We start from the raw sequence: 19,912 nt of genomic DNA, 5'->3' as shown, positions 1-19,912 counted from the left end.
GGGAATTTATGAAAAAGGAGAAGAAGGAAGATGAAAATTTATCAGGAAAAGGATTATGATGCATTAAGCCGCCGTGCCGCGAATCTGATCTCAGCGGAGGTGATCCGGAAACCGGATTGTGTACTCGGACTTGCGACAGGATCGACTCCGGTCGGAACATACCGTCAGTTATCGGCCTGGAACCAGAAAGGGGATTTCAGCTTTAAGGATGTGCGTACCGTAAATCTTGATGAATATCTCGGTCTGCCGCCTACCCATGACCAGAGCTACCGCTATTTTATGCAGGAGAATCTGTTTGACAAGATCGATATTCCGTTTGAACATACGCATGTACCGGACGGAATGGCTGCTGATCCTGAGCAAGAGTGCAGACGATATGATGAGCTTGTCCGATCACTCGGGTATGCGGATCTGCAGCTTTTAGGACTGGGACGAAACGGACATATTGGATTTAATGAGCCAGGAGACTGCTTTAGAAAGGAAACTCATGTGGTAGAGCTTACCCAGAACACGATCGAAGCAAACGCAAGATTTTTCGAGAACGAGGCGGCTGTTCCGAAGAAAGCAATCACAATGGGAATCGGCTGTATTATGGCAGCCCGCCGTGTACTTCTTGTAGCGTCAGGTGCAAACAAAGCAGAAGCGGTTTACCGCACTGTATGCGGTCCGATCACCCCGCAGTGTCCGGCATCGATCCTTCAGCTTCATAATGATGTTGTCATCGTTGGAGACGAGGAAGCACTTTCTATGGTACGGGAAGCCGGGGTGGAGATATGCAGATAAAACATGGCCTTGTTTTTGACCTTGAAAAAGGTTTTGAAGACCGGGATCTGCGGATCCGGGACGGAGTGATCACAGATGATCCGGTCGAAGATCCAGAGATCATAGATGCGGCAGGATGTTATGTGATTCCGGGACTTCTGGACGTTCATTTTCATGGCTGTATTGGAGAAGATTTCAGTGACGCATCGGCGGATGGACTTCAGAAAATGGCAGATTATGAATTGTCAGAGGGAGTAACATATATCTGTCCGGCGGGAATGACGCTGGCGGAAGAACAGCTGACTGGAATATGCCGGAACGCGGCGAATCATAAGAAAACTTCCTCCGCGGGCGCAGAGCTGGTGGGTGTTCATCTCGAGGGACCGTTCCTTTCCCAGGCGAAGAAAGGCGCGCAGAACAGCGATTTCCTTCATAAACCGGATGCGGATATGCTTTTAAGACTTCAGAAAGAGGCGGATGGTCTTGTAAAACTTGTGACGCTCGCCCCGGAAGAAGAAAACGGTTTGGAATTCACAAAACGCGCGGTCGAGGCCGGGATCCATGTGTCGATCGGACATACAGCTGCGGATTATGATACAGCGTTAGCGGCATTTCAGGCGGGCGCGGATCATGTGACCCATCTTTTTAACGGTATGCCGCCGATCCATCACCGTGCGCCGGGAGTCATTATGGCGGCATTCGATTCTCCGGGAGTCAGACCGGAGATTATCTGTGACGGAGTTCATATCCATGGCAGTGTGATTCGCGGAACATTTCGTCTGTTTGGGGCAGACCGGATGATCCTGATTTCGGATTCCCTTCGGGCAACGGGAATGCCGGATGGAAAATATCCGTTTGGAGGTCAGATGATCGAGGTACATGGAAACCGGGCAACGATCCTTGACCATCCGGAAACACTGGCCGGTTCGGTCACGAGTCTGATGGGCTGCCTGCGCCGGGCGGTGGCATTCGGAATTCCGCTTGATGACGCGGTCCGCGCGGCATCCTACAACCCGGCAGTATCGATCGGTATGGAAGACCGGATCGGAAGTCTTGATGCCGGAAAGGATGGAACGGCAGTACTGTTGGATCAGAAAGATCTTTCTGTTCGGGGGATTATCTTTAAGGGAAAACGTGTAAAATAGGAGATTCTGTGAGATGAGGCTGTCGCATTAGCAAATATTTTTGCTGGGCGGCAGCCCTGCTTTATGTCCAAATGGCATCGGAATCAGTTACGGTTTCGATGCCATTCTTTATAAATGCAGTTCATTCCCAGCCATCCCTTTCGGCATGCCTTATTCAAATTGTTTTATTTTTAATTATCAAAATCTATGCTGTCTTTAATGAAAAAAGATGGCTTCCCGTCCTTCCAGTCTGAATCTTGCAATGAAGCTTATTTATATTTCGTCCCATTGCCAAAAGGATGCTCTCTGCCAGTGCATTTGCCTTTCCTCGGTACAGATATCTCCGAAAATTCATGTCTTCTTTTACATCAGTAAAAGAACCTTCTGCCTGAATACTGCGATTCATCCGGAGCATTGTTCCATACTCACTTGTAATCCGTTTCAAATCTTCTGCACGTTTCTGGCTCATCGTCTTCGAGACCATTAATACTTTATTCCGTTTTTCCATAGGCGTTTTGCAGTTGTTCCCTTTGATACATTCTATTTTGTAAGGGCAGCCGGTACAGTCTGAACTCTTGTAATAAGTTTTTACACTGACATATCCGCTGGCTGTTTTACTTCTGCGTTCATTCGTAACTGTCAGTTCCCTTCCGTTGCGGCAGATGTAACTGTCACTGTCTGCATGATACTCCATGTTTTCTCTTCTGCCGATTGCTTTTTTGTATTTTCGGGTTTTCGAGATCTCATAGTTCTGCGGCTTTATATACGCAGTCTGTCCGTTGCCTTCAATAAAAAGGTAGTTTTCTTCGCTTTCGTATCCGGCATCTGCAACGATTTCTGAATATTTAAATCCTAAGTGACTCTCCATATCTTTCAAAAAAGGTATCAGAGTACGTGTATCGGTTGGATGTGGGCTGATATCGATCCATGTGATATATTCAGAATCCACTCCGTGTTGGATATTATAAGCAGGCTTTAATTGCCCATTCAGCATTGCGTCTTCTTTCATTCTCATAAAAGTTGCATCCGGGTTCGTTTTTGAATAACTGTTTCTGTCTCCAAGAGTATACAGTTTTTCGTATATTCCTTTAGTTTTCCAGGTATTGATCCAGTTGTTCCAGGGATTTCTGCAGCTGCGTTTTTCTCCGCCCGATTCCATGTACAAACACAATGCCATCCTGTACTTTGATACGGCACAACTGCTTTTTTAAGCGTTTTAATGTATGGATAGATATCCGGTCATGATATACAGTTCTGATTCCGTAAAGTTCTTCGCATTCTGCCACAAAAGAGGTCAGTTTTGTGTATAACCGAGTCTGATTTTTCGTGATAGCCCGTTTCCATACAAATGTATATTTATTGGCTGCAGATTCGATCTTGGTGCCGTCAATAAAGATGGTCTTCCCTGAAATCTCACCAATAAGATAGAGCAAATCTGACATTTGAGCAAGCAAAGCTTTTGCACAGGCAGAAAAGTGCAGGGATATAAAACGTGCGATTGTTGCGTGATCAGGAGCAGGCATTCCTTCCAGGAGATACCTGAAGTTGATATCTCGTTTACATGCTTTTCTGATATCCCGGCTTGAATAGATTCGATTCATTGCTGCATAGATAACGAGTTTCAGCATCTGACGCGGTGTTGCCTGATTTTTTCTGATCCTGCCGTAAGTTTTATACAGTTCAGAAAGGTCCATTTCCTCCACAAAGGCACTTACCAGACGAACCGGATCATCAGATGGAATAGAAATCTCTAAATCCAGCGGAAGTTTGATTTGATAATACAGAGAAAACGAGGTATAATCCTGATATATGTTTCGGATTTTTATGGGGATCAAGAGGTTATGGTGAACTGTAACTATTTGCACAGGCACTTTAATATATAACTTGACAACACAGGAATCGCTGAAGGCGAAAGGCCTAAAAAATGAAAATAGCGTTACTATCAACGTCATATCTGGAATCTTTTTATAAAAATAGCTGAAGGAACTTGACCTCGCAGATATTATTGATGTTTATGTGTATTATACATATGAACATGTTGTGGATCTGTATCGTCAGATCTCCGAACAGTATGATGGTATTCTGGCCGGAGGAACCGCCCCGATGCGGATCATTCAGAAAGCCTACCCCAAGCACAAACCAATGCGGAACATTGAATGTGGTATCAGTAATTTTTACCGCGAAATTACCAGAGTCATTTTCGAATATCAGGATTTTACACTGCAGTATGGATACTTTGATTTCTGTGATGTTATGTGCCCGGATAACGCAAAAAGTCTGATTGAAAAGATGAGGCAGGGAAAATTTGAGGACTGGTTTGAAAAGAATCAGGAGTTTATAAGTCAGGTGCCGCCCAATGAAATCTGGGATTCTCTGGAGACGAAACGAAATAAGCACATTGAACTCTGGAAGAGCGGAACCGTCAAATACACACTGTCCAGACGAAGCCTGATCGTACCTGACCTTTTAAAGGCAGGTGTAAATTGCCGCTTTGTCAACTGTAATCAGGACGATATTTTAAAGAGCAGTGAGCTTCTGATGCATGACATCACGATTCAGAATCTGAAGAAAAACCGCCCTGCGGTGATCGATATCAAGCCTTATCCAAATACAGAAGAAAACAGGCAGAAAATCCAAAAGTGCCTGATGTCATACAGTAAAAAATATCTCTGTGACTTCCTGCAGGAAGATCAGGATGATTTTATTCAGGTGTTTACGAATCACCACTCCGTGGAGAAGCTTACCTGCGACTTTCAGACCTGCACGTTGAAAACGTATCTCGAGGAAAAATGTGATTTTCGCGTCAGTATCGGATACGGATTAGGAGAAAGTCTCCAGGATGCCGTTTCCAACAGCCTGTATGCATTAAAAGAATCCATGAATACAGTGGATTATAACAGTTATCTGATCAATGTGAAGAAAAACAAGATCGGTCTGTTTGGAGATGGAAGGCTGGTAGCTTTTTCAAGTGACGTTTCCCCTCAGATTTTGAATCTGGCCGAAGAAACAGGGTTATCTACCCTGACCATTCAGAAAATTTTAAAAGCTAAGGAAATATTAGGCGATACGGATTTTACTTCCCAGGATCTGGCTGATATTCTCCATATCACACTTCGAAGCGCCAATCGAATGTTGGATAACATGGTGCGTTATCATATGGCCGCCCTCTTATACCATCGTCAGAAAGGAACAAAGGGAAGACCACAGAAAGTATATCGGATCATCCATGAATAGCTGCACCCGGCAACCTGTTGCAAAACATATTGTAACTATTCAGTACCTTCATAGTTACACGCAAAAATCCATTCCATATCAGCTTCGCTGATGGGATTTTTGCCCTCCAGCCTATGTTTTCTTACGGTCAGCGCAGCAAGTGCGCAGACCTACTGAACAGTTACAACATATTACATAAATCAAACATAACAGGAGGACTTTTCAATGAATGAGATCATGAACAACATACTGACAAGAAGAAGCATCCGGAAATTCACTGATGCACCTGTGTCCAAAGAGATTCTGGATGATCTGGTGCAGGCTGCGCTCCATGCGCCGAGCGGATGTGGAAAACAGACCTGGAAATTTACAGTTATCACAAATAAAGCAGCGATCAGGCGGTTGGCAGACGCGATCGAGACGACCTTAGACCGCCCAGGCTACAACATGTACTGCCCAACGGCAATCATCATGCCTTCGAACCTCCGTGACAGCATCTGGGGAAAAGAGGATGACGCCTGCGCCCTTGAAAATATTTTTCTGGCTGCCCACTCCTACGGTGTCGGTTCCGTATGGATCAACCAGCTCCAGAATATCTGCGATACTCCGGCGATCCGTGACATCTTAAATGATTTTGGTGTTCCGGCCGATCATGTAGTCTATGGGATGGCTGCTTTAGGCTATCCGGATCCGGATACTGTGATCCAGCCGAAAGAGCGGATCGGAAAAGTTGCCTATATCGAATAATCAAAAACTTTCCGGCGCCGCTGTTCACCGCGGCGCCAGTCTTTATACACATCCAGTTACAGACACAAAAATACCTGGTCAGAGTGAAGTGATCCATCTCTGCCAGGTATTTTTATCCGGATCTTTGTGCTGATCTACTCTACGTACCCCGCATTCCAGAAGTAGAGTCCGCTGTAATTGTTTAAGCCTTTCACATGATCATTCCATGCATAGTTCGCAATATAATGGCCAAAATTGATGACTGCCAGATAATCCCAGGAATACTCCTGAACTTTCTCCCAGGCCGCCTTCGCGTCATCCATGTTTGTGGAGGTATTCATGTCATTTAAAAGACTCTGCAGGGTTTCATCATCGTTCCAGCCCGCGTAATTCGGTCCAAAGTAAAGCTTTAAGGACGGAATCGGAACCTGTGAAAATGTGCAGATATATATCCAGACGAAATATTGTTCTACCACAGGTTTATCCAGCCCCATCTTCGCCCGGAGCGCCGCGATATCTTCCACCGTGGCCTCAGCGCCAAGAATAGAAGCTGCCGGATCACCAGGTGTCAGGTGCACTACTGAAAAGATAACGACGGATACGATGATCAATACTGGAATAATGGAAAGTAACCGTCCTACGATGAATTTTCTCATATTGTCCTCTCCCTTCTTGCTATCCAGAAAAAACAAATAAAAAAGCACACAATGCGTCTTTTGATACGCCATTGTATGCTCAACAGTTATCTTTTTTCTTTTTGTTTTTTCTGCTCCTGTAATTGCGTTTTATTCTACTGTCCATAATTGGATTTGTCGATTAACGATTATGTATATATATTCAGACTATTTTGCCAGTTCATTTAGTTATTTTTTACAATGTGCCTGGAAATTTTGTTCAGAGTGAACCATTGACTCTCTTTTAAAGTTATTTTTGTTTTTACTTTATTTTATTAATTTCTATTTTGCATTCACTGCCACTACAAAGGTGATAGTTATTAGACTTCCCACTATCTGGGCGTGTTCGGAACCTTCACCGTTAGAGCGCGCCCATGGCGCGCATACTCAAAAAGGCAGATATCCTTTTGAAGAACATCTGCCTTTTACACATCTTATCAAGAGCTGGTAGTCTATCGTTTCTACTCTCGATTCTTTTTATTCTCTTCTTCCTTATTCTTAAACCAATTATCCAGTTTCGTGAGACCCCGGATCAAGATCTTCTTCTCATCATCATCAAATTCATCCATGATGGATGTGATCATCTCTTTGTGGAATCTTGCATGATGAACAAACGCCTTCTTGCCCTTATCTGAAAGCGAAATATATACGACCCGGCGGTCTTCCTCACCGCGTTCTCTCTTCACATAGCCCTTTTTAACTAGGCTGTTCATTGCGATCGTCAGGGTTCCCACCGTGACGGAGAGCTTTTTCGCGATCGAGGACATATTTTTCGGCGTTCCTATACCGATGGCCTCAATCACATGCATATCGTTATTTGTTATATCCTGGAATTCCCGGGTAATGATCGCTTTCTCCTCAACATCCATGATGCTGCGGAATAATCTCACCAGGATCTCATTCAGTTCCTTATAATCGTCCAACAGCGGAATCCTCTTTCTCCCTGGGCTGTCTGATCTCTTCTGGCAGCCCGGATCTTTTGTCTTTTATGGGTTTTATTATAACCGATTCCAACTGACGGCACAACTGATTTCCAAGTGTTTCCGACCTTTTTCCGGGAAATTTCAGGACTTACAGCCTCTTCTCCTGCTATGTCCCCGTTGCTGTTCTGCTGCTGTTCCGCCGCTGAGAACGCCTGGCTTTTTGCCTGGCATTCTGGCGGTCTTACAATAAATCCGCCAGAAAGATACTTGCAGCTATCCCGGCCGCTGTCGCGACTAGAGCTCCCGGCAATGTCCAACGGGTCTTTCGGATATGGGCAGACATAAAATATACACTCATGGTGTAAAATACTGTCTCCGTACACCCCATCATGATCGAGACCATATTTCCCACCAAGGAATCTGGACCGTATTCTTTAAAAATATCAAGGATCAGACCGACAGCCGCGGAACTGGATATGATCCTCACCAGGATGATCGGAATTACCGGAACCGGGATATGGCAGAGTGCGGCTGGGAATTTCAGAAGCTCTGATAATACCTCCAGAATCCCGGAAGCTCTCAATACTCCCACCGCAGTCATCAGTCCGATCAAGGTTGGAAGTACATCCGCCACTGTCCGCATTCCTTCTTTTGCACCATCCAGGAAATCGTCGAATACCGGCCGTTTTGCGAGGATTCCGGAACCAACGATATAAAATACCGTGAGCGGAACCATGAATTCTGAGAGGAAAATCAATATATCCATGTTTTTCTTCTATGCCCTGCGATTGCCGTTTCTTTAGAACTTCCCGACGTTAACACATACTCTACAGAATGTCTTCTTCCCGTCAGTCCTATCCTGGGAACCGCAGCAATCTCCCTTCAATTCTTTTCCTTCTCATTGTATTCTCCGCAAAAATCCATTATACTAAGCCCATGGAGGTGTTTTTCACTATGAGTATTCTTTTTCTAGAGTATCCACCCTGTTCTACCTGTCAGAAAGCAAAGCGCTGGCTTGATGAGCATCATGTATCCTATACCAGCCGCCACATCAAGGAGAACAATCCCACTGCGGAGGAACTGACAGAATGGTATAAAAAGAGCGGACTTCCGTTGAAAAAATTCTTTAACACCAGCGGACTTATCTATAAATCCATGGGATTGAAGGATAAACTCCCGACAATGAACGAAGAAGAGCAGATTGCCTTGCTCGCAACAGACGGAATGCTTGTAAAGCGTCCGTTAGTTATCGGCGATTCCTTTGTTCTCACTGGTTTTAAGGAAAAAGACTGGCAGGAAAAGCTAGGGTGACTGACGCCCTGGCTTTTTTCCTGTCTTCACGAATAACCAGATTCCCGCTGCTAAAAAGAACAGGATCCCGATACTGACCGTTATCGTTGTGACATGGCTCTCCAGCCATTCTATGATCCGCTCCGCCAGACTGGTTCTCAAAAGATCTGGGGGATCCGTTTCTTCTTCTGCCCGACTTACGATCTCTGCCTCGGGTGCGTTTTCTGTCTTATTTTCCGTTTCTGGAAGAACTTCCTCATAAATTCCAATATACTGCTTTCCTTTCAGATCCGGTGTTCGGATCTGACCTCCATATTTTGCTTTTACATTTCGAATCAGCTTACTTCCGCCTGCAGTCGCATTTCTGAACATCACCTCCCCATCCATATAAGGTTCTCCGTCCCATTCCACCCGGTTCACCCGATAATATACCCGGGACAACCCTGCAAGTTCTAAAAGTTTTTCTCCATAATCAGCAAGATCTGCATCGCCAGGAATCTCCATATCTCCCAAATAGAACGAATCTGCCCCGTATCCAGATACCGTCACAGAAAAGGAAAAGGTATCCGACCAGCTTCTCGACGTCTCTTCCACATCTACAAGAGAAAGTTCCCGCTCAAACTCTGTGCCGGACTCCTCATCGATAAGCGGAACGTCTGCCGTCTCCGGCACCGTATCATCACCTTCCAGGTCATAGGGAATTGTCACCTGGGCATATGTTATTTCTCCGGCTTTTTTCGCATTTCTGATTCGTTTTGATACCAACCGGTATTCCTTTTCCCCCTCGATCCTTGTCTCTTCCGGTATGAATGCCTCACCTCCATCCGTAAATATGGGGCTTTCATAGATCAAAGTCTCTTTTTCTTCTGATTTTTTATTTCCAGATGCTGCCTCTTCCGTGAAAAGTGTTTCCTCTGCAAACGTAGGCAGCGGAAATGCCAGACATGACAGAAACATCACACTTCCTAAAAAACCGGAAATTTTTTTGACAGGAAGCCGGAATATTCGGCTCCCATCATTTTTTATCCTTACGTTCTTCTTTTCTCTCATTTTCCTCCTTCTTTATATGCAGATACCAAAGACCAAGGAATCCGATAAACAGACCAAATACCGCAATTTCCGGTCTCCGGGTATCGCCAGTCTCCGGGGTCCTGAGACTTGTCCTGTCCTTCTGACGGACTCGCCCCTCTGTGCTGCCGGAAAATTCCCGCTCATAGCGTACCGTAATCCTGCCATACGTCTTTTCTCGGTCCCGTTCTTGTTTCGATTCCTCCTCCGATTCCGGTTCTGTCCACTCTGCCTCCACCGGTTTCTTCGGTTTGTCATGCGGAGTGGGCGCTGTTGGCTGTTCCGGCTCTGACGGTCTCTCAGACGTCTCCGGTTCCTTCGGCGCTGTCGGAGTCTCCGCTGGCGCCGTTGTCTCAGATTCGGCGGGCTCTGTCGGCAGCTCCGGTTCAGTAGGTCTTTCCGGCTCGTCCGGTATTTTTCTGTGGTCTGTCATCTCGATTTTTATAAAGCTTCCATCTATTGGCACTGTAAATTTGATGGAATCAGCGATCTCATACCCATCCGGCGCAGATATCTCCGTCAGGATATACGTCTCCCCTGCTGTCAGCGTTCCCTCCACAAAATGTGGAGTTTTCCCTGATATCCAGGAATCGATGACCGTTCCATCCACCGTTTTTAACTCCAGGGACGCTCCAGGCAGTTCTTCTCCCGTCGCCATATCTAACTTGCTGAACTGTGCTCTCGTCTTTTTATTCGTAATCGAAAGTTCATACAACTGGATCACCGCTTCTTTTTCCCTGTCAAATACGATAGAAAACGTCTCTTCAGAACACCCATATCCGGGTGGAGACTGGATCTCCTGAACCTCATACTCGTACATGACCCAGGCACCATTTTTCAGATAACCGATCGGTAGCTCCGGTGACAGCGCAATTCCGTCCGCACCTGTCATAAATACCGTCTTTTCTCCCGTCTGTACGCAGACCGCCTCAAACCATGCCCCGGAAAGTTTCAATTCTTTATCTTCCGCATCTGTCTTTCGGATTCTGATCCTGCCACATGCTATCTTTTCTTCCGGTTCCCGTCTGTTTTCCACCTCATAACGGACGATATTCTCCGTCTGGTCTACCGTGATAAGGATCGGTTCCGCTCCCTGATAACCGTCCGGAACTCTCGTCTCAAGAAGTACATATTTTCCTTCCGGAATCCGGTCAATTCGGTGCAGACCGGCTCTCATATCATAACTGGTCATTCCCGGATACCTCTCGGATGATCTGTCATGATAGCGGAACTGGTATTCAAACCGCGGTGACAGCTGACCGTCGGATGTTAATCTTTTCGGATCTCCATCAACTGTGACTGAGACCCGCATTCTGCTTCCATCCGATAATTCCCAGATCTGTGTGATGATTTTTCTGTTTTCCGTCGCCATATCCTCCAGAAGTCTGGCATCTCCTGAAGTGACTCTTCCCTGAGATTCCTTTTTCCACGAGAACTGCCGGAATTCATTTCCATACTGTCCAAACATCTTTTCATACGCCTCTGGAATCGCCGGAACATATTCCGACAGATCATCCGCCTTCCAACTGTCCACGATTCGGTCTTTCCGGTACAGATAAGCGCCGTTTTCCGTCTTTGCTCCCCCATTCTCATCCAGAACTGCCTCACAGAGGACAAACTCTGCTGCGGCAGGCCAGGATAACGGCTCTTTCTCCCCGGATGCATTTCTCTCAAGCTTAAAGACCTCCAGCTTCGTATGATCGTCTTTCAACACAAAGCTCTGCAGATTTCCTGTTTCCTCCACTGTAATCTCCATGGATGCAGGAAGGTAACCATCCGGCGTTTCCAGTTCCTCCAGAATATAATCACCCACAGGAATTCCTTCGAAATATTTCGGTTTTCCATCCGTTATCCACATTGCAGTGACTGAAACTTTATGATTATCCACAGGATCTTCCGAGTTCCACACAGCCGGTGTCTCCTCTGTCTTCACGAAATAATATCCTTTAGGATATTTATCCTGATCGGCAGTATTTACCCGCTTTACCTTAAACAGCGCAAGCTTCGCCCCTGTTACAAAGGTCTGGCTGTATGTGCCCCGGATCTCTGTGCTTGTTTCACTTGTCTCCATATCTGTGCGGTTTTCTACCTTCTGACGGTAATCTTCTGTTCCGTCGATTTTTGCGATCTCCACCTTTGTTTTTTCATCCGACAGGAGTACTCTCTGGACCTCATTCGTCTCCTTCACTTCCACTGCTGACGGAAATGTGCGGACATAGCCATCCGGCGCTTCCAGTTCTTCCAGGATATAGCTGCCCGGGATCACCCGCCTTAAAAGGTCCGGCTGTCCGTCCGTACTTTCATCCATCCGTCCATCCTGAATCGTTTTTTCGCCGCTGATCCACACATTTGGAATCAGATAGGACTCTCCTTTCCTGTGCTTTAGCGGCACGTCATCCGCCTCATTCTCCGGATCTCCCACATCAAGCAGCTTTTCTCTCTCATTTAAATGATACGCAGCCCGGTTTTCCATCTCCAGAAGCTCCTCATACCGGTATGTCACATAGTCCCCATCCCGGTCATAGACCGGCTCACCCTTTTTATACAGAGCTCCGCTCTCCGGATAATATTTCACCAGGCCAAACTCATCGAGAACCGGTTCCATCCATTTTTCAAAAACCCCTGTTTCCGTGTTCCATGTTCCCGTAATATAGGCATTCTCACTTCCTTCCATGATCTCCGCCGGTCTTCCCGTCAGTATTTTTCTTCTTCCAGTCAGATTTCCCGCGGTGTCTGTTTCCTTTACCACGGGCCATACATAGAATACCTGCTGTTCTCTTCCATTCGATCCGATTTCTGTCTTCTTCACATATGCCAGGCCTGTGTAGGCATCAACCTCCGCATCCCTGCACAAAGATCCATCGAGATGAAACAGTGTGGTCTCCGGATCCGTTGCAGTAAATACCTTCGATTTCCGGTCATACACAAGTTTTGTAAAATCGCCTCCCGATATTTCAAATACCGGCTGTCCGTTTTTCAACGCATAGATCGATTCTGTATCAAAGGTGATCTTCTGTTGCCGTCCTTCCCGGTCATAGCCGTAGAAAGTCCCGTCTTTTCCCTTTTTTATCACATCAAGATTTCCAAGATCATAGAATAAGACCGGTGTATCCCTTCGCTTCACTGTCTTGATTTCCCAGGTATCTTCTCCCCGCATCTCATCTACTGACGCTCTGTCCCAGGAAAATTCCAGCTTTTCTCCGGCATATCCCTCTTTTACAACAATATCTGTCACATTTCCATTTCTGTCCCTTGTGACCTCAACACCTTCAAATGCATGATCCTGTGAATCCCCGGTCTGATTGACCCGGATCGCATCGTAAAGTGCAAGCTTGGCTCCTGTTACATACGGATTCTGATGATCTGCCGCCTCCAGTTTTCTCGTCACATAACCATAACCCTGAAAGATTCCATTCTCATAGACAATCTCCACCCGTTCTCCGCCGCGTTTCCTCTGCTCCAGCATCTCCAGAGTCCCCTTTTTCCAGCCAAATCCCTGGTATGTACCTGCATGATTGTAGGCAAGATCTAGATTCTCAAGCCCGTACTGTGCACGAAGTTCCGATATCGTTCCTTCCACTCGCCCTGATACTTTCATTCCACGAATTGAGTCTATTGCCTTTGTTTTTGAAATTTCCAGAATTGTTGCGGTATTTTCCGCATATATTCTGGCAGTATCCGTGACATTTTCCGGGTGGATTCCATCTGGATCCTGCTCGTACCCGTAAACTGCTGCCGCCGTTTTTCCTTCTGTCCAGCCGCCGGAATACAGGATCCGGTCACTGTAAATCTCTATTGCCACAGGCCCTGAACGCACATATCCGGACGGCGGCTTCACCTCCGCCAGCACATAAACCCCCGCAGGAAGCGGATTCGGTGTTTTTGCGTATCCCACTGCCTGGAGAATCCCCTTTTCCTCGATATCCCGGATCGTCGGGATCGCCATGAGTGTTCCTGTCTGTAGCCCATTTTTATCCGTAAAACTTACCAGGTCACTCTCCTGACAGATCGGTGTTCCGGCAGGAACCGTTCCATAGAAAAGCTCTCCGGCCCCGGCTGCCTTTCTCGCAAATGGCCGGATTCCCTTTGCCCCCATTGCCTCAAGAAAATACCGGCTTCCGAGGATCATCGTATCCGCCGTATAGCATCGCACGGCACCATCCCCGTCGTCCGCCTCATTTCTTTCCGCCCGATAGACTCCAAATACCGCGTCATCATGAAGGATCGGCTCTCCAGTTTCTGCGTCAAGCTTCTCAATTCTCAGATTTGAGAAATACTTTCGGTTCAAAAATGTCTTTTCCCCATAACCGGTCCAGAGCGTACCCTCTTTTTCCTGATTCGGATCCACAATACTCCATGGAATAAGCATCGGCGCATATTCCCCGTCATAGGCAGTCTTTACACCTGTCATCGTCTCCTTTCCCTCTCTCTTCGCTCCATTTTCACTGTCCGACCGATAATGATAGTACTGCTTTACCGTCTCATTCCCGTAAGGTTCGTAATGACCTGCTCTCTTTTTCTCAGAAAGTCCATACGGATAGACTTCAAAATCCCCATCATTGCTGTGGGCACATATCACATACTCCCGAAGTTCCTGTTTCTGATTTTCCGCCCACTCCTCGTTAAAACGTATCAGATATTTTTTTGCAAGATCCCACGCAGAATCTGCAGCCCTGTATACATACTTCTCCTTCCAGTCATCTCCAGCCTCAATCTGTCCGCCTGCCACCGGAAGAAATATCTCCTTCGGCGCATCGATCTCATAATGCCTATTCTTAAAGTCAAACAGCTCCGGTGCATGGGGCTGCTCCTCCACGATTACATATTCGCCGTAAGGAAGATACTTCGACACCGCTGACGCTGCCTCTTCCTGTGCCTGTCCGTTTTCCTTCCGGACCGCCAGAGTTGTCCTATCCCCGTCAAGCCCGCCCTTTTCCTCGCTGTCCCAGGCGATCGCATAGATTTTTCCCAGATCATACTTGAAAAACGGCTGCAGATAGTCCTCCGCTTTCTGGATCGCAAGATAGAGCGCATGATCATACTGTTCATCCGAATATGAGTTTTCTCCCTGTTTCATCTGTTCCTGCTCCGCTTTCAGATACCAGTCAATGGCAAACTGCCGGACTGCGTCCGAGCGCTTTGCATTCTCCTTCGCGTATTCCGAGGTATTGATCTCATTTTGCTTTCCGGTAATGAGGCTGGCCACAAACGGTTTAAATGATGTATTCCACAGGAATCCCCTTCTCTTCCAGCAATCCGTGTCTGCCGTCCGGATAGCTGCAAAGAATTTCTCATAGTTATACCCTTTAACTGTCCCGGCTTCCCCATGATCCGGATCTATTTTCTGCTCCACTGTCTCCAGTACGTGGCGATCCGCCTTTTTCGTATAGATCTTCTGGACCAGCTCCGGGAAATTTTTCTGGTATTCTTCGATCTGTACCGTTTTCCCGTTTTTATCCACCCAGGAAATCTCTCCGTCTTTTGTGCAGAAGATCCGTTCCAGATTAGACTTCAGATAGATTTTAAACCGGAAATTCCCGATGTTTTTCCCGTCATCCGTCTTTTTCTCTACCTGCACCTTCTGCTTTACAGGCCTCTCCAGTACAAGAGCGGGCGAGAGCCCCGTATCTCCATCCTCGCTGATCTTATCCTGACCGCGGTATACCAACCGCTTCGCAATGATGTAAGTGTCTGAAACGTCTTGATTTTTTGAGACTGACACAGCAAGCGCTGCCCCCGAGAATTTCACAAGATATTCCGCATACCCGATCCGGTCTCCTGCCTGGTATCCCCAGACATTCGCGTTTCCGATCCTCTGGATCTCCTTTTCCGTCAGAGCATGACTTTTTTCCGGAAGTTTTACGATAAAGTTTAAGGTGAGGCTCGTCTTTCCATCGGTAAATTCCTTTCCGAACGAATCTTTTCCGGAAGTCCGAACCTGAATTCTGTATACACCATTCTTCTCCCTCACCACACTTTGAATCTCCACATCTTTTTCCACGAGTTCTTTTTCTGTTGTGATTTCGATCTTATCTTCCGTTCTCGTCAGCGGAACACGGTATCCATGTGCCGGATCTCCCGACAGGTAATCAAGCACCTCCTCTCCCTCTTTATGATAAACCATGACTTGATGCATGATCTCTGTCAGCTTTCCATCTGTTCCCGGCATCAGAACCGGTGTCAGCGTCGCATCGAGATAATATCTTCTGTTTCCAGCGGGCCCAATCACATACTGTCTGTCGGTCTGGAACCGGAATTTTCCGCTATTTTTATATTCCTGATACACCCAGCGAAGATTTACCGGATCCTCGTACACAGCATAGACACTGTCCGGCGTCCTTTTCCCATTTTCCACCTTTGATGTAAAAAATCTGCGGTTTCCAATAGAAGATGCCCCTGCGTACAGCGTTACCTGGTAACCGGCATCCTCTTTTCTGATCCCATCGATTCCGCAAAAGTTCCACTGGGGATGTTCTTGATACCAGGTGAAAATGCTTCTCATAAGATCCAGAACACAGGAATTCTTTTCGACAGGCACTGTAATTTCCTGCACCGCCGCACCATACACGGTCTTTTTTGCCGGCTCTCCCGGATCTGTTGTCATTCCCCAGAGATCTTTCTGGCCCTTTTTTACTCCCCGGCTATAGACCGGCACATCCTCCAGCGAGCGGATACCTCCGGCCGTAACCGGAACTTCATACCCGTTTCTTCCAAGGATCTCCTCTGTCTGAGCCTTCAAGAAGAGAAAGCTCTCCGACGTTTCGTCTGAAAGGTCACAGTCCTCCAGTTTCACCTGAAACCGCTCATCTTCCTCATTGACAGACAGATTTGAAAGGCTCATCGGTATCTTTTCCGGAATCTGTTCTGCCTTTAAGATCTGCGGTTCTATCCGGCTCACCGGTTCCTGTCCGGTAATATTTCCCGCCGCATCCCGCTCCGGCTGATAGAGAAGATCACTGGTATCGCTCTCCGCCCGTTTCCATACGGTTCTCCCGGCCCCATCTTTTACAATCACCTCTTCTGTTCCCGTCACATGAGGTCCTGTCACCAGCTCCTCCCCTGTATCAACGCGGTAGAATTTCGTTCCTTCCGAAAAACCATAGGCAAAGATCTCATAACCTCCATCTCCATTTTCCCCTGCCGCCCCCGCTGATGTGACCGAAAATGGAAGTTCATCATATCCTTTTCCTCTTCCGTCATCGCCTTCCATTGCCGCTGCGAGTTCCGGCATCGTGACCACAGCCGTTCCATTTGCATCCGTCACAGATCCTGGAGTTTCAAAGCCTGCTCCCCGGTTGGTGATCTCCTGATCCATTCCATTTACTGAAAGCTCGTATCCCTCACTTCTGGAAAGTTCTTTTATATAATATTTTCCCAGAATCAGCGGTCTCCCGATCCACCAGTTTCCGTTCTTCTCCATGTTCTCCTGATACAGGTTTCCTGGCCCGTTCCAGGAGATATCCGTCCTTTTTCTGATCTTTCCGGCCGTATAATCGTACTCCACTCCCGGTGCTTCCGTATAACACAGGAAATCCGCATTTCCATCCCGATCTGTTGCTGCCGCTGCCACAAGATCATTTTTCTTATAGACAACGCCAGTATTGGTCAGAATTCCGTTTCCTGTCACCTCCGCATCCGGATGAACGATATCTTCCGCCGCAAAAAGGCCATACACGGCCCCTTCAAGTGTTCCATCTCCTTCCGCATCCCCGTAGGACGAATAATCATCCGATTCTCCCCGAAAGAGATCTCTGTCTTTTTTCGTGATATGGATCCGCCCCTCAGTTCGATGGTCATACACATGCCAGGCATCCCCACAGTCCTCAGCGCCATTACAGTGCGAATACCTCTCGGAATCCCCGAGATCCAGATGCCGGATTCCGTCCTCCTCTGCATCCGCCAGAATATCCTCAAAGTCCCCGACGCCTTCAAACTCTCCCCAGTCATCAGATTCTTCACCATCATCAGCTTCATCCCGGCTTCTTCCCATAAACCAGCCATAAAACCGATCAAAAATACTTTTCTTTTCTGCATTGGACGCCGTTGCTTTAACCGCAGCTTCTTTCGTATCCGCTTCCGCGTTAGACGCCGTTCTCTTCATAATTGTTCCCGCGCGGCTTTTTACCACCGGTATTTTTCTCTCCGAAACAGTACTCCCGCCTGTCATTCCATTTCCCGAATACCAGATGTTTTCCGTGATCTCACGGCTGCTTCCGGATCGCTTTTCCGCGTCTGCTCCCGCCTGGGAAGAATCCGTCGTGATCATCTCCACAGGGATATCATCCAGGTGCAGATCATGGAGGATATACCCGTTTCTTGCCTGGATCTCCCTCCATGTATAGGTAAACCGCAGTCCGATAAACTTCCGGTATGTCTCCTCACAGTCCGCCTTGCAGCCGGATTCCTCAAATGCGGCTTCGGATGCAGCCCGGAGCTTTCGCTCATTTCCAGCATTTTTTCGGCTTCTCCCATCCGGTTCTCCGCTTTCCAATACTTCCTGTACCTCATCGTAGACACTCTCATCCGCCAGCCAGTGAAAATGGCAGCCTCCTTCCGCCTCTGCCTCACAGGCCTCTACCAGTTCCATCCACTGCTTTGCCGCAGCCCTGTTATTATCCCTGGTCTGTTCTGCGGCCTCCTCATAGGCATCGCTCTTTTTCCCGTCCTCATTGCCGGAATCCCCATCTTCCTGGTCCTCCGGCATATTTGCCCATGACGGCGCGGCATGTCCGTCACAGTATGTCTTTTCATACGCATACTTTCTGGTATCTTTGTAGATTATCTCCCCTTTTCCGTTCGTGGTTCCTTCCGAAAACACCTGAAAGCCGCTCCATGGACGAAAGCTCAGGTTCTTTTCCGCAAGTTTTCCCTCGCCGTCCGTCTTTGAGATCTTTCCTCCGTCCTCAAACCTTTCATACAGATAGAACTGGCTTCCCTTGAGCGGCATTCCGGTCTCACCGTCATGTTTTACAAGCCTGACATTGTAATCCGCTGAAAATGTCTCCTTATGGCGATAGATCTGAAATTCAAGCGTCGGCGTCTCCACACCATATTCCGGTATTTCCCCGTCACCCGAAGTGCCTGATCCGCCGCCTTCCCCATCCTGGCTGATCACCAGATAGAACACCATATCAGACGGAATGATCCTCATATCCGCTTTGTAGAGTCTCTGATGTTCCGGCGCGTTGATGCAGACCTTAAAGTCCATCCACTCCCTGAGATATTCCGGATTCCAGCTGCCTTCCGTATACCAGCCTGAATTGCCTCTCATGGTGATCTTATACCGCACTGTCGTCTTATTGTACTTCTCTTCATCTGTCATATTGCTTCCGACAGCATTCTCATTTGCGGTCACCGAACCATTATTGTGGATCCGGATCGCATCCCCGCTCCAGGTCACCTCATACAGATTTTGTCCCATCACCGATTTCGCGATATTTTTATCCTGGGATGCGTCAAGCCATCCCACGTTTCCCCCTGTGGATCCATTGTCCCACACACTCTGGGGCTCGATCTTCGCGATATCCCGGATAAACTCTTTTCCGAGAACAAACTCCGTATCCAGGGCGCCAGGTCCGTCAGAAAAAGGCAGTACCTGAAATGGCACTGCCGTATCTTCCGAAGTTGCTCCCCTGATCGCATCCGGAGCTTCTTTTCCCGCCGCCAGCCCGACGGAGGACGCCTGCTCCATAACAGCGATCGCGCGGTCTTCAATTTCCGGATTGTCAGCCACCCAGGCAAATTTTGTCCCTGCATCGTCTTTCACATACTTTACGATATTGGCACTGGACGTCGTAGACGCGATCTCCGCATAAAGACCCGGATCAAACTTTTTTGCCGCGTCCTTCAGTGCCGACCAGTTGTCCGGATATGCCCAGAATAACCGTTTCGCCTGCGTTTCCGTAAGCGGAGACGGCATCGTATCAAACTTATACATATCATACCGGTCGACCTTCTTCCAGCCTTTTCCCCCATCGAGGCAGTAATACGGGGCCGTCGATTTCTGCGGCCACACATCCGATGCCTCGGACGGGAACGGGAGTGGAATCCCCACTCCCGTGATCGTCATAATGACTGCCAGAAATCCAGCCAACCATCGCCTTCTTTTTTTCTCTTCCATACTGATCCCCCG

11 protein-coding genes and 1 pseudogene are annotated in these 19,912 nt (G+C 47.5%); 5 read left to right on the top strand and 7 right to left on the bottom strand.

Translation table 11 applies throughout. The features are described from left to right. The first annotated feature begins 30 nt into the window (after positions 1–30). Positions 31–783 carry a glucosamine-6-phosphate deaminase gene (gene nagB, locus DW677_RS06035; protein WP_015553962.1) on the top strand — a complete coding sequence of 251 codons (753 nt, stop codon included), beginning with the start codon at positions 31–33 and terminating at the stop codon, positions 781–783. After that, a complete protein-coding gene (gene nagA, locus DW677_RS06030; protein ID WP_015553961.1) occupies positions 774–1,907 on the top strand; it encodes an N-acetylglucosamine-6-phosphate deacetylase in 1,134 nt (377 codons plus the stop codon). The genes nagB and nagA overlap by 10 nt, the downstream gene beginning before the upstream one ends. 301 nt (positions 1,908–2,208) lie before the next feature. On the opposite strand, the pseudogene DW677_RS18690 reads toward nagA, so the two are convergent. After that, positions 2,209–2,880: pseudogene (locus DW677_RS18690) on the bottom strand (transposase); the annotation flags it as partial. 94 nt (positions 2,881–2,974) lie between these two features. Continuing rightward, positions 2,975–3,838 carry a transposase gene (locus DW677_RS18685; RefSeq protein WP_242992114.1) on the bottom strand — a complete coding sequence of 288 codons (864 nt, stop codon included), beginning with the start codon at positions 3,836–3,838 and terminating at the stop codon, positions 2,975–2,977. Positions 3,839–3,902: 64 nt separating this feature from the next. Between DW677_RS18685 and DW677_RS06020 the strand changes: the two genes are divergently transcribed. Both DW677_RS06020 and DW677_RS06015 read left to right on the top strand, forming a co-directional pair. Continuing rightward, positions 3,903–5,120, top strand: coding sequence for a hypothetical protein (locus DW677_RS06020; RefSeq protein WP_117566666.1), 1,218 nt, complete (start codon positions 3,903–3,905; stop codon positions 5,118–5,120). Between the two features lie 204 nt (positions 5,121–5,324). After that, on the top strand, positions 5,325–5,846 hold the full coding sequence (locus tag DW677_RS06015; protein WP_117483892.1) for a nitroreductase: 522 nt from the start codon (positions 5,325–5,327) through the stop codon (positions 5,844–5,846). Positions 5,847–5,980: 134 nt separating this feature from the next. On the opposite strand, the gene DW677_RS18265 is transcribed toward DW677_RS06015, so the two are convergent. The 3 genes from DW677_RS18265 to DW677_RS06000 form a co-directional block, all read right to left on the bottom strand. Next, positions 5,981–6,481: a hypothetical protein gene (locus DW677_RS18265; RefSeq protein ID WP_181968310.1), complete on the bottom strand. Its 501-nt coding sequence runs from the start codon at positions 6,479–6,481 to the stop codon at positions 5,981–5,983. A gap of 479 nt (positions 6,482–6,960) precedes the next feature. Next, positions 6,961–7,422 (bottom strand): MarR family transcriptional regulator, encoded by a 462-nt coding sequence (locus tag DW677_RS06005; protein WP_021905808.1) that lies wholly within the window; start codon positions 7,420–7,422, stop codon positions 6,961–6,963. Between the two features lie 241 nt (positions 7,423–7,663). After that, the gene (locus DW677_RS06000) at positions 7,664–8,188 is read right to left on the bottom strand and encodes a membrane protein (protein ID WP_015553956.1); all 525 of its coding nucleotides are present in this window, start codon (positions 8,186–8,188) and stop codon (positions 7,664–7,666) included. A gap of 188 nt (positions 8,189–8,376) precedes the next feature. Here DW677_RS06000 and DW677_RS05995 point away from each other — a divergent pair, with 188 nt between their 5' ends. Continuing rightward, positions 8,377–8,733: an arsenate reductase family protein gene (locus tag DW677_RS05995; protein WP_015553955.1), complete on the top strand. Its 357-nt coding sequence runs from the start codon at positions 8,377–8,379 to the stop codon at positions 8,731–8,733. Here DW677_RS05995 and DW677_RS05990 read toward each other — a convergent pair. Both DW677_RS05990 and DW677_RS05985 read right to left on the bottom strand, forming a co-directional pair. Continuing rightward, positions 8,725–9,669: a hypothetical protein gene (locus DW677_RS05990; RefSeq protein WP_133304048.1), complete on the bottom strand. Its 945-nt coding sequence runs from the start codon at positions 9,667–9,669 to the stop codon at positions 8,725–8,727. The two genes, DW677_RS05995 and DW677_RS05990, sit on opposite strands and share 9 nt — an antisense overlap. 58 nt (positions 9,670–9,727) lie before the next feature. Next, positions 9,728–19,900, bottom strand: a complete 10,173-nt coding sequence (locus DW677_RS05985; RefSeq protein ID WP_117566665.1) for a SpaA isopeptide-forming pilin-related protein — start codon at positions 19,898–19,900, stop codon at positions 9,728–9,730. Positions 19,901–19,912: the final 12 nt, after the last annotated feature.

Origin of the sequence: Clostridium sp. AM25-23AC, from assembly GCF_003435125.1 — a bacterium.
Lineage (GTDB): Bacteria > Bacillota > Clostridia > Lachnospirales > Lachnospiraceae > Pilosibacter > Pilosibacter fragilis.
This window is presented reverse-complemented; position numbering and strand designations above follow the sequence as displayed.